At 40.7% G+C, this 15,058-nt stretch carries 14 protein-coding genes; all 14 read left to right on the top strand.

Annotated features, from left to right (window positions below; all coding sequences use genetic code 11):
- Window positions 1–14 precede the first annotated feature (14 nt).
- The 14 genes from pdhA to hpaE all read left to right on the top strand — a co-directional run bounded on the left by pdhA (window position 15) and on the right by hpaE (window position 15,055).
- On the top strand, window positions 15–1,070 hold the full coding sequence (gene pdhA, locus ACP8HG_RS08615) for a pyruvate dehydrogenase (acetyl-transferring) E1 component subunit alpha (RefSeq protein WP_438298492.1): 1,056 nt from the start codon (window positions 15–17) through the stop codon (window positions 1,068–1,070).
- A 3-nt stretch (window positions 1,071–1,073) separates the two neighbouring features.
- The gene (locus ACP8HG_RS08610) at window positions 1,074–2,090 is read left to right on the top strand and encodes an alpha-ketoacid dehydrogenase subunit beta (RefSeq protein WP_438298491.1); all 1,017 of its coding nucleotides are present in this window, start codon (window positions 1,074–1,076) and stop codon (window positions 2,088–2,090) included.
- A gap of 12 nt (window positions 2,091–2,102) precedes the next feature.
- Window positions 2,103–3,323: a dihydrolipoamide acetyltransferase family protein gene (locus ACP8HG_RS08605; RefSeq protein ID WP_438298490.1), complete on the top strand. Its 1,221-nt coding sequence runs from the start codon at window positions 2,103–2,105 to the stop codon at window positions 3,321–3,323.
- Window position 3,324: 1 nt separating this feature from the next.
- Complete coding sequence (locus ACP8HG_RS08600; protein WP_438298489.1) at window positions 3,325–4,764, top strand: dihydrolipoyl dehydrogenase family protein; 1,440 nt, start codon at window positions 3,325–3,327, stop codon at window positions 4,762–4,764.
- Window positions 4,765–4,918: 154 nt separating this feature from the next.
- Window positions 4,919–5,902, top strand: a complete 984-nt coding sequence (locus ACP8HG_RS08595) for an ABC transporter substrate-binding protein (RefSeq protein WP_340763823.1) — start codon at window positions 4,919–4,921, stop codon at window positions 5,900–5,902.
- 18 nt (window positions 5,903–5,920) lie between these two features.
- Entirely contained in the window at window positions 5,921–6,970 is a 1,050-nt protein-coding gene (locus ACP8HG_RS08590) for an ABC transporter permease (protein WP_438298488.1), read from the top strand.
- Window positions 6,948–7,745, top strand: coding sequence for an ABC transporter ATP-binding protein (locus ACP8HG_RS08585; RefSeq protein WP_067210581.1), 798 nt, complete (start codon window positions 6,948–6,950; stop codon window positions 7,743–7,745). The genes ACP8HG_RS08590 and ACP8HG_RS08585 overlap by 23 nt, the downstream gene beginning before the upstream one ends.
- 39 nt (window positions 7,746–7,784) lie before the next feature.
- Window positions 7,785–8,576 carry a fumarylacetoacetate hydrolase family protein gene (locus tag ACP8HG_RS08580; protein WP_421101066.1) on the top strand — a complete coding sequence of 264 codons (792 nt, stop codon included), beginning with the start codon at window positions 7,785–7,787 and terminating at the stop codon, window positions 8,574–8,576.
- On the top strand, window positions 8,573–9,331 hold the full coding sequence (locus tag ACP8HG_RS08575) for a fumarylacetoacetate hydrolase family protein (protein ID WP_067210577.1): 759 nt from the start codon (window positions 8,573–8,575) through the stop codon (window positions 9,329–9,331). The genes ACP8HG_RS08580 and ACP8HG_RS08575 overlap by 4 nt, the downstream gene beginning before the upstream one ends.
- 22 nt (window positions 9,332–9,353) lie before the next feature.
- A complete protein-coding gene (locus ACP8HG_RS08570; RefSeq protein ID WP_067210575.1) occupies window positions 9,354–9,743 on the top strand; it encodes a 5-carboxymethyl-2-hydroxymuconate Delta-isomerase in 390 nt (129 codons plus the stop codon).
- A 469-nt stretch (window positions 9,744–10,212) separates the two neighbouring features.
- Window positions 10,213–11,697, top strand: a complete 1,485-nt coding sequence (hpaB, locus tag ACP8HG_RS08565) for a 4-hydroxyphenylacetate 3-monooxygenase, oxygenase component (protein WP_421101064.1) — start codon at window positions 10,213–10,215, stop codon at window positions 11,695–11,697.
- Between the two features lie 115 nt (window positions 11,698–11,812).
- Window positions 11,813–12,304, top strand: coding sequence for a flavin reductase family protein (locus tag ACP8HG_RS08560; protein WP_067210571.1), 492 nt, complete (start codon window positions 11,813–11,815; stop codon window positions 12,302–12,304).
- A gap of 115 nt (window positions 12,305–12,419) precedes the next feature.
- On the top strand, window positions 12,420–13,343 hold the full coding sequence (gene hpaI, locus ACP8HG_RS08555) for a 2,4-dihydroxyhept-2-ene-1,7-dioic acid aldolase (RefSeq protein WP_438298487.1): 924 nt from the start codon (window positions 12,420–12,422) through the stop codon (window positions 13,341–13,343).
- A 200-nt stretch (window positions 13,344–13,543) separates the two neighbouring features.
- Entirely contained in the window at window positions 13,544–15,055 is a 1,512-nt protein-coding gene (gene hpaE / locus ACP8HG_RS08550; protein WP_438298638.1) for a 5-carboxymethyl-2-hydroxymuconate semialdehyde dehydrogenase, read from the top strand.
- Window positions 15,056–15,058 lie beyond the last annotated feature (3 nt).

The raw sequence follows: 15,058 nt of genomic DNA, 5'->3' as shown, positions 1-15,058 counted from the left end.
TGGAGGCAAGTTAAGTGGAACATAACTATCCTATAAAAAGAATAGTAGATAATAAAGGCTTTCTTGTTGATACAAGCTTTGAAAAGCAGATAGATGAGCAATTGGTTAAAAATTTGTACTATCACATGTTACGAGTTCGTACATTTGATAGAAAAGCAATTAATTTGCAACGACAGGGACGTCTAGGTACTTATGCGCCTTTTGAAGGACAGGAAGCTGCTCAAGTTGGTAGCGCACTCGCACTAAATGCCGACGACTGGGTGTTCCCGACGTATCGTGATCATGGTGCGACGATAACGTTCGGGAAAAGTATGGCCAGAACATTTTTGTATTGGAATGGGAGAGTAGAAGGTTGTGTAGCTCCAGCGGATAGGAATATATTCCCGCCAGCTGTTCCAATTGCGACTCAACTCCCCCATGCCGCAGGTGCTGCATGGGCTGAAAAGAGAAGGGGAACACAAAATGTTGCAATTGCCTATTTCGGCGACGGTGCTACCTCGGAAGGGGATTTTCATGAAGGATTGAATTTTGCAAGCGTATTCAAAGTACCAGTCGTCTTTTTTAATCAAAATAATGGGTATGCGATTTCGGTTCCGATTGAAAAACAGATGAATTCTGCAACAATCGCTCAAAAATCAGTTGCCTATAGTATGCCAGGGTATCGAATTGATGGTAATGATTGTTTTGCAGTTTATTTTGAAACGAAAAAGGCCTTTGACTATGCCCGGTGTGGATATGGCCCGACATTGATAGAAGCGGTTACTTGGCGAAAAGGAGCTCATACGACTGCTGATGATCCGTCTAAATATCGTCCTGAAAAACAAGGAGAAAATTTTGTTGACCCTCTTATCCGATTAGAATTATTCATGAAGAATTACGGCTACTGGAATGATGAGTGGATCCAAGCGACTAAAGAAGAAACGACTAGTGAAGTTGAAGCAGCAGTAGAAGAAATGGAAAAGTTTCCGCCGCCGAATGTAGCTGACGTTTTCGATCATGTATACGCTGAAATGCCAGCACAACTCGCTGAACAAAAAGAAGCGTACCTTGCACATTTAGGGAGGCAATAGTTGATGACACAACTGAAAGAGTCGGATCCAAAAAACGAAACGACAAAACAAATGACACTAATCCAAGCGATTAATGATGGCATGCGTTTGATGCTAGACGAGGATGATCGAACCATCATACTCGGTGAAGATATCGGTAAAAACGGTGGAGTGTTCCGTGCGACAGAAGGACTTCAGGAGCAGTTTGGGGATGACCGGGTAGTCGATACTCCGCTTTCAGAGGCAGGAATTATTGGCACATCAATAGGTCTTGCAGTAAACGGTTTTCGACCGGTTGCAGAAATCCAATTCCTTGGTTTTATCTATCCTGCGTACGAACAGATTATGACACATGTTTCAAGGATTAGAATGCGGTCGATGTCTCGTTTTACTGTGCCTATAGTCATTCGAGCACCATACGGGGCAGGAATTCGTGCGCCCGAAATACATTCTGATAGTACAGAAATTTTATTCACACATATGCCTGGCATCAAGGTAGTCTGTCCGTCTAATCCATACGATGCTAAAGGGTTATTGATTGCGGCGATGGAAGATCCTGACCCTGTTCTAGTTTTGGAGCCTATGAAAAACTACCGTTCGAAGAGAGAAGTAGTACCTGTTGGAAAGTATACTGTGGAAATTGGTAAAGGGAAGATCGTGCGTGAAGGTTCGGATGTCACACTTATTGCTTGGGGAGCAATGATTTCAATCGCAGAAAAAGCAGCCGAACTGGCCGGGGAAAAGGGGATTAGTTGCGAAATTATCGATCTGCGAACATTGTATCCAATCGATCGGGACATCATTACTCAATCTGTGCAGAAGACAACGAGAGCGGTCATCATTCATGAGGCGCATAATACCGGAGGGCTCGGCAATGATATTGTTTCGATTATAAACGATACCGCTTTCCTTTATCTACGAGCTCCAATTGAACGCGTGACGGGATTCGACGTACCGGTTCCATTCTTTACATTAGAAGAACATTATCTTCCAACTACGGCACGTGTCGTTGAAGGAATAGAAAAAGTGCTTCATTTTTAAGGAGGAAATGGAATGCTCGAAGTAAAGTTACATGATGTCGGGGAAGGAATGACCGAAGGGGAAGTGCTCCATTATTTAGTCAAAGTTGGGGATTCAGTTATAACAGATCAACCGCTTGTTGAGGTACAAACAGACAAAATGGTCGCTGAACTTACTTCACCCTGCTCAGGTATTGTGAAAGAAATACGTATTGAAGCAGGGGAAATCGTTCAGGTCGGAACAAGTCTACTTTATATTGAAATTGATGAAGCTGTTCGAGCTGTACAAAAATCATACGTAGAAACGAAGTCAATTGCTGAGGAGCAAGCAATCCCGACAATTAAACTAGAAGAGAAATCCCCTCATATGCCTTTTAATCGAATACTAGCTGCACCATACACACGCAAGATTGCACGGGATAACAATATAAATATTGAAGATGTCCATGCTAGTGATCCCTCTGGAAGAATAAGCGAAGAAGATGTTTTACGATTCTTAAAAGGACAACAAACCGACACGGAACGAAAGAAGGATAGTAAGCATGCAGAGGTCGGTCATGGGATTCCTGATGAAATTCCTTTTAGAGGAATCCGAAGAAAAATCGCAGAAAAAATGACGAAATCACTCTTCACAATTCCGCATGTTACTCATTTTGACGAGGTCAATATGACGAACTTATTTAAAATGAGAGAGCAATTGAAAGCTGATGGTGAATCAGTTAGTGTATCAGCATTTCTTATAAAGGCACTCGTTATTTCGTTGAAGGATTTCCCGATATTCAATGCTGAACTTGATGAAGAAAATAGCCGGATACTACTCAAGAAAAACTATCATATCGGTATCGCAACAAATACCGATAGCGGTCTAATTGTTCCTGTTTTACATGATGTTGATAAACAATCCATCAAAGAGATTAATGCAAATGTCAGAAGTTTGACAGCAAAAGCAATCGCCGGCAAATTACAACCGTTTGAAATGAAAAACAGCACATTTACAGTGAGTAACGTTGGGCCCCTGGGTGGTATGGGTGCCACACCCATTATCAACTACCCTGAAACAGCTCTTATTGCTTTCCACAAAACGAAAAAACAACCGATTGTCAATGAGTATGATGAAATTGTTATCGGTCATATCATGACACTGTCAATGGCGTTTGACCATCGTGTCGCTGATGGTGCGACAGCCATTGCATTCACGAATCGTTTTGCAAGCCTAATTGAACAGCCTCACAAGCTGATGATGGAGATGATTTAAAATGGTTGTTGGAGAAATCAGTCAGGAAAGAAATCTCATTATCATAGGAGGGGGACCGGGCGGCTACTCTGCTGCTATACGTGGTGCACAGCTTGGTCTCTCAGTGACGCTAATTGAACAGTCCGAAATGGGCGGTGTTTGTTTGAATGAAGGATGTATCCCTTCTAAAATTTTTACACACGCAGCAGGTAAACGTTCAGAAACAGCACATTTTCAAGAACTTGGAATTGGGAATATGGAAAAGCTAGTTGATATCAAAAAGCTGGTTACCTATAAAGACAAAGTTATCAAACAGCTCAGGTCTGGCGTAGAAAGTCTATGTAATGAAAACAAAATTGAAATAATCCGTGGCAAAGTTACTTTCCTCGCAGTAGACAAAATCGGTGTAGAAAATGGCCATCAATTCGACATTTTTGAATTTGAGCAAGTCATTATCGCAACAGGAAGTTCCCCAACTATGCCACCAACAATTCAAGAAAAAGGGGAAAGGATTTTATTGCCTCATGAACTATTTAAACTGGAAGAGATACCTAAGCATCTTATTGTTAGAGGTCAAGATACCATTGCACTCGAAGCAGCTTCAAGTTTTGCAGCATTAGGAGCGCAAGTAAGTATTGTAATTGACGATCAAGCAGGTTTTCCATTTGACGAATCTATTAATAAGGAATTAAATCGTTTATTTAAAAAGCGAAAAATGAAAGTCTATAAAGAACTTGAACTCATATCAACACATGAAACGGAAGACGGAATTACGCTAACATTTCAAACGGATAAAAACGTAGAAGAGACAATTAGGGGATCATATCTATTCGTTTCTGGAACTAGGAGACCCAATTTGGAGGCTCTCGGCATAAGCCGCTTCGGAATTGTACAAACAGCCGAGGGTTTCATAAAAGTAGATGGAAATATGCAATCATCGATACCTTCTATATATGCAATTGGTGATGTAACAGAAGGTCCCCTATCGGCTGTGAAAGCAATTAAACAAGGAAAAGCTGCCGTAGCATCAATTGCAGGAGAACAAACTGAAGTCAATCTGACATTTATGCCGGTTGTGGCACATACAATTCCACCAATCGTTTCTGTAGGGCTTACAGAACAAAGTGTGCGCGATTTTGGATTGGCTATTCGGGTCAGTCAATTTGCACTTGGTGGCAATGGCTATGCAACAATTACTGGTAAAAAGGATGGGTTTATTAAAGTTATTTCTGATGCAACAACTGAAATCATTCAAGGCATTCACATGATTGGTGAAGGGGCCGTTGAAATGTCAGGTTCGTTTGTGCAGTTGCTTGAAATGGCTGCGAAAGAAGAAGATATTAAATTCCCGCACTATGCACATCCAGGGTTCAATGAAGGACTACTTGAAGCGGTTGAGGGGCTAATCGGACAAGCGATTCATGCTGCGCCGATAAAAAGAAAAGACATGTTGACGATCTAACGCATCTAAAAAGGAGTAAAGGAAATAAAAATCTCATTCAACCCGTTTTGGCGCTTAGTTCATCAATTCAACTAGGCAAACCAAACGCATCCCACACTGATTCCTAGGATTCAAATAAATAGTAAATATACTAGCATAAAAAGGGGGCATTGTAATGAAGAACGGTTCGAAAAAAATGTTGGCTATTATTTTCAGCGCAGTATTACTACTTGCAGCATGTGGGAATAGCGGGGAAGTTAAGGATAAGAAAACTTCTTCGAAGAAATATAAAATAGGTGTCAGTCAAATTGTTGAACATCCATCCCTCAATGCAGCTTATGACGGCTTTAAAAAGGCTTTAGAAGATGCAGGGATTGATGTGGAATATGATGTTCAAATTGCTCAAGGCGATAACAGTGTAAACACAACGATAGCGACAAATCTTGTCAGCGCAGATGTCGATCTAATATTCGCGAACTCAACTCCTAGTGCTCAGGCAGCTGCTAGCGCTACAACGGAAATTCCAATCATTTTCACATCGGTAACAGATGCGGTTGGGGCGGAACTCGTTGACTCAATGGAAAGCCCTGGAGGCAACGTTACAGGAACAATTGATGCGCATCCTGATGCAATTACCAATACAATGAAGTTCCTTAAAGAAGAATTGGGAGCAAAAAATGTTGGAATGGTGTTTAACTCTGGAGAGCAAAACTCTCGTGCTCAAGTAGATGCAGTTAAAGAAATGCTGAAAGATATGGATATGACTGTTGTCGAAGCGTCTGTTGCTACATCCGCAGATGTGAAACAAGCGACTGAATCGTTGCTTGGCAAAGTAGATTCTATGTACATCATCACAGATAACACGGTTGTTTCGGCGCTTGAATCTGTAATTTCAGTCGCCAATGACAATAAAATTCCGATGATGGTTGGCGAATTCGACTCTGTAAAACGAGGCGGCTTAGCAGCATATGGATTTGAATACTTTGACATCGGTTATGAAGCAGGACAAATGGCTGTGAAAATCTTAAAAGGTGAAAGTAAACCAGCTGACTTACCAGTTCAAATTCCACAAAAGTTGAAATTGATTATGAATAAAGACACCGCATCTACTCTAGGACTCGACATTAAAGACGAATGGAAAGCTGAATTTAGTGAATAGATAGGAGGGTGATTCTACATGTTTTCAGCTGTATTTGGCTCTGTAGAGCAAGGAATCATCTATGCAATTATGGCACTTGGCGTGTATATTTCATTCCGAGTTTTGGATTTTCCAGACTTAACGGTTGACGGAAGTTTTGTTACAGGAGCTGGAGTTGCCGCCACGATGATTATCTTCGGATACCATCCGGTGGCGGCTACAGCAGTAGCTATTGTTATCGGTTTTCTTGCAGGATGTGTAACCGGCCTTCTGCACACAAAAGGGAAAATCAATGCACTTCTATCTGGAATATTAATGATGATTGCCTTGTATTCGATAAATTTACGCATAATGGGACTGACATCTGAGAATTCGATTGGTCGTCCGAATATCCCATTGCTAAATGCCGAAACTTTGTTTGTTCAGTTCAAAACATTTTGGAGCCCTTTAGGTATCGACACAGCGATTAGTAATTTTTTTAGTATGCTAGGATTCCAACACTTGCCTTCAACCTGGGGTACATTGTTCATCATGATTATTATCGTTTTGCTAATCAAATTGGTCGTCGATTGGTTTTTGAAAACCGAAGTCGGGCTTGCGATAAGGGCTACTGGTGATAATAAGAAAATGATTCGTAGTTTATCAGCTAATACAGACACACTCGTTATTGTAGGTCTTGGCTTTTCAAATGCACTCGTTGCCTTTTCGGGAGCATTGATCGCTCAGTATTCAAAGTTTGCTGACATCGGAATGGGAATCGGAATGATTATCATCGGGCTAGCTTCCGTTATTATTGGTGAAGCAATTTTCGGTACGAAAACGATTATGCGAACGACGTTTGCTGTAATTGCAGGAGCCATTATTTATAGAATTGTACTTGGACTTGCACTTAGAGTGGACTTTCTCGATACGGGTGATATGAAATTAATTACAGCAGTTATTGTAATTGGTGCGTTGATATTACCGCAGTTCTTTGAAAAAAAGCGAGAAAAAAGCAGGAAAGCTAAACGCCATGCTGAGAGGCTAGTAGAGCATGAACAGTTGCTGATGAGGGAGGGAAATCCCGTTGCTAAAGCTCAGTCAGATTAATAAATTATTTAATGAAGCAACACCTGATGAAAAAGTAGCTTTGGATCAAATTAATCTAACATTAAATCCAGGAGATTTTATGACTGTGATTGGAAGCAACGGTGCCGGAAAATCGACGATGTTAAATATGATTTCAGGTGCTCTTTCTCCTGATTTTGGTGTTATTGAAATTGCTTCTAATGATGTTACAAAAATGCCTGAATACAAGCGCTCACAAATGATTGGAAGGGTATTTCAAGATCCGATGGCGGGAACAGCTCCTACAATGACGATTGAGGAAAACCTCGCAATGGCCTATTCACGAAACAAAAAACGTGTATTAAAAAAGGCTGTTGATAAGAAACGGCGTGAATTATTCCGCGTATCTCTTGAAGCCCTTCATTTAAACCTTGAAAACCGATTGAATGCAAAAGTAGGAATGCTTTCTGGTGGGGAGAGGCAAGCACTTTCACTGTTGATGGCTACCTTTACACAACCATCTATTTTGCTACTTGATGAACACACTGCTGCACTAGATCCAGCACGAGCCGAATTAATTACAAAATTAACAAAGCAACTTGTTGAAAAAGATCAGCTCACAACGCTGATGATCACTCATAATATGCAGCAAGCACTCGACCTAGGGAACAGGCTTATTATGATGGATAAAGGGCAAATCATTTTGGAAATAGAGGCCGATGAGAAGAGGAAATTAACCATTCCTAAACTGATGGATGAATTCCAACGCATTCGCGGTGAAAAGTTAACGAGCGATAAAGCATTGTTATCAGTATAGTAATTTGTTTTCTTTGTTTGTTGCAAAGGAGTGGAATGGATGAGTAGAGCAAGGATTAAAGTGTTTGGGGAAAATGAATTAGTTTCAGTCGATGTGAATATAGTTACGAGTACAATCACGATAGAGGACTGCGCGGTAAATGCTAATGAAATACAACTCGACATCCCGATAACAGGAACGGTTTTTGGTACACTGCTGAACTATAAAGGGGCACTTGAAAGACTTGCTGATGCTGTAAATGACAAACCATATAGTGCACCACCAATTGCCCCAGTTCTTTATATTAAACCGGCAAATACTTTCAACCGTTACGGTGCAGAAATCCCTATGCCGGCTGGGCTTTCAAGGCTGGAAATGGGTGCGGCCCTCGGATTGGTCATAGGAAAGCAAGCCGTTGCTGTGGATGAAGAAAATGCGCTGGCTTATGTGGCGGGCTATACGATTATCAATGATGTCAGCGTGCCACATGATAGCGTATATCGTCCAGCTGTCCGGCACAAAGCACGTGATGGATTTTGTCCTATCGGGCCATGGATTATCGACCGTCAAGAAGTGGATACCCCAGATGATTTAACTATCCGCGTATTCATCAATGATAAACTCCAGCAGGAAAATTCAACATCAAATTTGATTCGTTCGGTCTCTCGGTTACTCGCCGATGTAACCGAGTTCATGACGTTGAATCGAGGAGATGTGCTACTCGTAGGGGTCCCCGAAGAAGCACCGCAAGCCAAGATAGGCGATAAAGTTCGAATCGAAATAGCGGGTATTGGCAGTTTAGAAAATTTCATAGTTGACGAAAAAGAATCCAAATGGAGGGGGACGATATGAAAAAAGCACGAATAGCATATGGGGGTGCCATCCATGAAGCAATTGAATGGGAAGGGCAACTCAAATTAAATGATGGTCGACTAGTAGAGGAGAGCAAAGTAACTTGGCTTACGCCGATAGAGCCACGTACGGTATTTGCGTTAGGGCTTAACTATGCGGATCATGCAGCAGAACTTGCATTTGCCGCTCCATCTGAACCACTTGTCTTTTTAAAAGGACCGAATACATTTATCGGGCACCAAGCATATACTCGTCGTCCCTCAGACGTTACTTATATGCACTATGAGTGTGAATTGGCCGTCATCATCGGTGATACTGCTCGAAACGTCAAAAAAGAAGACGCCTATAACTATGTTAAAGGCTATAGTGTCGCTAATGATTATGCGATTAGAGATTATTTGGAAAATTATTACCGTCCCAACTTGCGCGTGAAGAATCGTGATACTGGGACACCATTCGGTCCGTGGATTGTTGAGGCGGCAGATGTTGCGGACCCAATGAATTTAAAATTGACGACGCATGTCAATAACAAACTCGTACAAGAAGGAACTACAGCGGATATGATCTTCGATATTCCCACGCTTATTGAGTACTTAAGTAGTTTCATGACATTGAGTGAAAATGACGTCATTCTTACAGGAACTCCTAAAGGTTCTGTCAATACTGCCGTCGGAGATGTTGTCGTCACGGAAGTTGAGGGAATCGGACGGTTAGTAAATACCATTATCGGAGATGAATCTTTCATCTATCGATAGTGTAAAGAGGAGAAGAATCTGCTTGCCACATTTTATTGTAGAGTACACGGACAATATTAAAGATGAAGCGAATATTGCAAAGCTATTTGAAGAGATTCATAAAGTCTTGATTGCACGAGATTCGATTTTTCCGATAGGGGGAATCCGCTCAAGAGCGATTGAATTAAAGGAGTATTGGGTGGCAGATGGTGCTGAGGATGACGCTTTTGTCCATGCCAAGTTGAAAATAGGGGCTGGACGCTCAGAAGAAATAATAAAAGAAGTTTGTGATGCGCTATTTGAAGTCATGAAAGAACATTTCTCGCAAGTAATGTCCAAGCGCTATTTAGCATTGTCAATGGAAGTAATCGAATTTAGTGAAGCGGGTACTTATAAACAAAATAATATTCATGCTAGATTTAAAAAGAAGTGAGAGATGACTATATAGTCGGCACTTAACAAATAGACTGTTCTTCCAACACCGCTTTGTCGCTCCTTCGCTAGAATTGTTCGTTATACGGGTGACCACCTAGTTAATTCTAAATAAGTAGTGCCGAATATATATATGGACTGCACATCTGAATTTTTTATGTCCTTACGCTCTTGGAGATTGTTTGGTGTGGCCTTTTCTACTCAGTGTGCAGTGTCAGTAACTGGAAAAATACATTTTTCTTCATTGTACTAGTAATTTCCTTACCTATGTAAATTTAGCGTAGGCGCCTTAAAGGGGTAGCCGAAGCCCTAAGACTGGCGGCGAAGCTGCTTGGCTTAGGGCGAGAGGCATCCCCAAGCGCCGCAGCGGATTCAACGGAATTCTATATTTAAATCTAAATAGTATGAACTGTTAAATGTCGCTTGTCATATTGAAATTTCACTTTATCCAAAAATAAGGAGGAAATAGAATGGGCGCACGAACGGGGAAAGAATATATTGAAGGTATTAAAGAACGGAACACGGAAGTATGGATACATGGTGAGAAAGTAAATGACGTTACCATACATCCAGCATTTAAAAATGTGGTGGAGAGCGTTGCAGGTCTTTATGATTTACAACATGAGAAGCCTGAAAAAATGCTTTATACATCACCGACATCTGGGAAAAAAGTTGGACTTTCTTTTATCGCTCCTAAAACGAAAGAAGATTTGTTCAAAAGACGTGAAATGCATACGGAGTGGGCAACTTTTTCCGGCGGCATGATGGGACGTTCCCCAGACTATCTGAACACTAGCATTATGGCATTCGGTACAGCCAGTCAATTCTTTGCGCAGGAAGGTGGTGGTAGTGATCAATTCGCCAAAAATGCAGCAAATTACTATGAATATGCACGTGAAAATGACATTAGTTTAACACACACATTAATTCATCCACAGGTAAACAGGTCGATGCTAACGCAAGCAGAGCAAAAAGATCCATTTCTCTCCGCACGTATTACGAAAAAGACTTCAGACGGAATTATTGTGAACGGTTGTCGTCTCTTGGCAACATTAGGCGGTATCACTGATGAGCTCGTCGTATTTCCTTCCACTATAAACAGAACGCCAGGTACTACAGATGACCCCTTCGCATTTGCATTTGCGATCCCAAATAATACAAAAGGTTTAAAATTCCTATCCCGTGAATCATTCGACTATGGTAAAAGCAAATGGGATCATCCATTAGGTGCTAGGTTTGATGAGAGTGATGCAATCATTTCATTTGAAGATGTATTTGTTCCATGGGAAAGAGTTTTTGTAAGTGAAAGTACAGATATATGTAATCGTACGTATACCGAGACAAATGCGGTTATACATATGACGCATCAAGTGATTGCAAAAAACGTTGTCAAAACAGAGTTCATCCTTGGTGTTGTCATCAGTATGATGGAAGCAATCGGTATTGATAAATTCATGCATGTTAAAGAAAAAGCGAGTGAAATCATGGTTATTTTAGAAGTGATGCGTTCCCACTTATTCAAATCGGAGCACAATGCAAAAATCGATCAATACGGTAATATGACGCCGGACTTTGAACCACTAAATGCAGCACGTAATTGGTTCCCGAAAATGTATCAGCGTATGAATGAAATTATTAAAATTCTAGGCGCTTCCGGATTAATGGCGCTTCCAACTGAAGCAGACTTTAGCAATACGGATGTTGGACCGTTAGTTCATCGATATACACAAGGTGCGAACATTAACGGCGAAGAAAAAGTACAGCTATTCCGTTTAGCATGGGATATTTCTATTAGTGCGTTCGGTAACCGACAAGCTCTCTATGAATATTATTTCTTTGGAGATCCAGTGAGAATGTCGAATGCCTATTATGATGGATTTGATAAGCAACCTTATAAAGACATGGTTACAAACTTTTTAAATAAAACTAAAAAAGAAGCTGGAATAGTATTTTGAATAGAAAAACGTATGGCCGCCTAAAGCTTAGACACTGTACCGTGTCGAATAACTTATACTTTCTTATCTCGAAATAATTAAACAGGTGAATTGAAAGTGGAAAGGAGAATATATTATGCAGCAAGTAGATCACGAGATTGATGATCGTTTATTCAGAAATGCTATGGGCAGTTTTGCAACGGGTGTGACGGTTATTACAACGGAAGTTGCTGAAGAGGTACATGGCATGACAGCGAATGCTTTTATGTCCATATCTCTCAAACCGAAGCTGGTGGCAATTAGTATTGGAGAAAATGCAAGAATGCATCAGCATATCAAAGATGCTAATCAATTCGCGATTAACATATTATCATCTGACCAACAAAATGTGTCAAAACAATTTTCGGGTCAGCTTAATGGAGAATCTGAAATTACATTTGCCACCTATAAAGGATTGCCAATTCTAGAAGATGCGTTAGCCGTTGTTACATGCAAACTGTATAGCGAATACGTAGTAGGAGATCATACGGTTTTTATTGGTCATGTTACTGGCGTTAAACTTGAACAAAAAGAACCATTACTATTTAGTCAAGGAAAGTACCGTGAACTAAAAGAACTCGAAGAATAATGAGTGTGCCAGTTTACCTTATTCGTGGTGTGAAAGAGAGTCGAGTAGGCGAGCTATACAGCTGGAATACTTTTCTTGAAACAGATATTTAATAACTTTGAAGGAGTGGATTCTTTTGATATACGATGAAGCCAAAAAGAAGTTAAGAGGTTCAATTTGCCCTGTAGTAACACCTTTTACTGACAGTGGTGCAATCGATGAAAAAGCATTTGTTGAGTTGATTAATTGGCAAATTGACAGTGGAAGTCATGGGATTTCTGTTACAGGAACGAGTGGTGAACCAAGTTCTTTAACAATTGCTGAAAGAAAAAGAGTTATGGAATTAGCAAAAGAAACAATTGCTGGACGTGTATTTTTTGCACCTGGTACAGGGTCTACCAATCATGATGAAACAATGGAGTTAACGAAATATGCAGAAGAACTAGGTGCAGATGCTGCAATGGTTATTGTGCCTTACTACAATAGACCGAACCAGGAAGCACTTTATCAGCACTTTAAAACGGTTGCTGATTCAGTTACAACGCCAATCATTATTTACAATATCCCAGGTCGATCCGCCGTCAATATGGAAGTTAGCACGATGAAACGCTTAGTTGAGGACTGTCCCAACATTATTGGTGTAAAAGAAGCAAACAAAGACTTTGAACATGTAAATCGTGTACTTCTAAATTGTGGAAGAGACTTCCTATTATTCTCAGGAATCGAACTGCTTTGCTATCCAATGCTGGCAATTGGCGGGGCTGGATTTATTAGTGCCACATCAAATGTTGAGCCAACTAAAGTAGCCGAACTTTACAATGCTTGGGTTGCTGGAGACGTTGCGAGAGCACAAGATCTTCACTTCGAATTAATGCCATTAAATGATGCACTCTTCAAAGATACCAATCCAGCCCCCGTTAAAGTAGCACTTGGTATGATGGGGAAAATTACGCCGAAGCTTCGCTTACCTCTAGGATTACCAACAGCTGCAATCCAACAAGAAGTTCGTGAATCACTAATTGAACTTGCTATTTTATCTAAGGAAGTTACTGCAAACTGACTAAAAAAATAATATATATGTTGAACAAATGAATGCCTATATAAACTGAGTGAAGGCGCATTACAAGGGGGATCAAAGGAAGGCAGTCTAAGTTCGCAACGTCATGTCGCAACGACTGCATGACCTGCATCCTGCAGGCCAAAGCGAATTAGATGGGATTCCTTATTTCAACATATATAAGAAGGAAATAGGTGATAAGTATGGTGTCAACCCATGGGGTAGTTTCTTATAAACATGAAACACAACAGAATATTTCACTCTATATAAATGGAGAGTTCACTCCCGCTTTAAGTGGGACGACGATCAAAAATATGAATCCGTTTACTAATGAACAAATCAATGAAGTTGCTGAAGGACAATCTGATGATATTAATAAAGCAGTGGCAGCTGCGCGGGAAGCCTTTGATCATGGTCCATGGAAAACGATGAAGCTAAAAAAAAGAATGGCCTATATTTATCGAATTGCAGATTTGATTGACGAAGATATAGAGAAAATCGCTTATTTGGAATCACTTGATACGGGACTTCCAATTAGTCAAACTCGAAATATGGTAAGCCGTGCTTCAGAAAACTTTCGGTTTTATGCACGTATGGTAGAAAGCCGTCTTGTTGGAGATGCCTATCAAGTAGATGATGAATTTATCAACTACACGATTCATGCGCCTGTAGGAGTTGCAGGATTAATCACGCCATGGAATGCCCCCTTCATGTTGGAGACATGGAAAGTTGCACCAGCACTTGCGACAGGAAATACAGTTGTTTTAAAACCAGCAGAACTTTCGCCACTTTCGGCAAATCTATTGGCTGAAGTGATTCATAAAGCGGATCTTCCAAAAGGTGTTTTCAACGTTGTTCATGGCTACGGCGAGACAGCGGGGGATGCGCTAGTCAAGCATCCTGATGTCCAGCTTATTTCATTTACTGGCGAAACAACGACGGGTACAACAATCATAAAAAATAGTGCCGATACACTGAAAAGTTGCTCGATGGAACTTGGTGGGAAATCACCAATTATCGTCTTTGAAGATGCTGATTTCGATCGTGCTTTAGATGCTTGTGTCTGGGGAATATACTCTTTTAACGGTGAACGATGTACGGCGAACTCACGCTTATTTGTGCAAGAAGAGATTAAAGACAAATTTATCGACGCTTTAAAGATACGTGTTGCGAATATTAAAGTTGGTGACCCCCTCGACGCATATACGGAGGTGGGACCACTAATCGATAAAGGGCATTATAATAAGGTCAATAGCTATTTGGAAATTGCAAAAGAAGAAGGTACCGAAGTGATTAATGGAGATATCCCAATTGAATTAGCTAAAGGAAACTTTGTGGCACCGACACTTATACTAAATGCTGAAAATCATATGCGCGTTGCACAAGAAGAAATTTTTGGTCCAGTACTAACCGTGATGACATTTAAAGATGAAGAAGAAGTCATTAGGTTGGCAAACAGTATTGATTACGGACTTGCGGGTTATGTTTGGACGAACGATATTAAACGAGGTCACCGTGTTGCGCAAAAAGTTGAAGCAGGAATGCTTTGGGTGAATGCTCAGAACGTTCGTGACTTAAGAACACCTTTTGGAGGTTCGAAATCTTCTGGTATCGGTCGTGAAGGCGGCCATTACGGCTTCAATTTTTATACTGAACAGAAAATTATTCATGTTTCAATTGCTGATCATCGTATTCAGCAGTTCGGGAAAAAATAGTGG

This window comes from Sporosarcina sp. FA15 (assembly GCF_051550195.1).
Lineage (GTDB): Bacteria > Bacillota > Bacilli > Bacillales_A > Planococcaceae > Sporosarcina > Sporosarcina psychrophila.
This window is presented reverse-complemented; position numbering and strand designations above follow the sequence as displayed.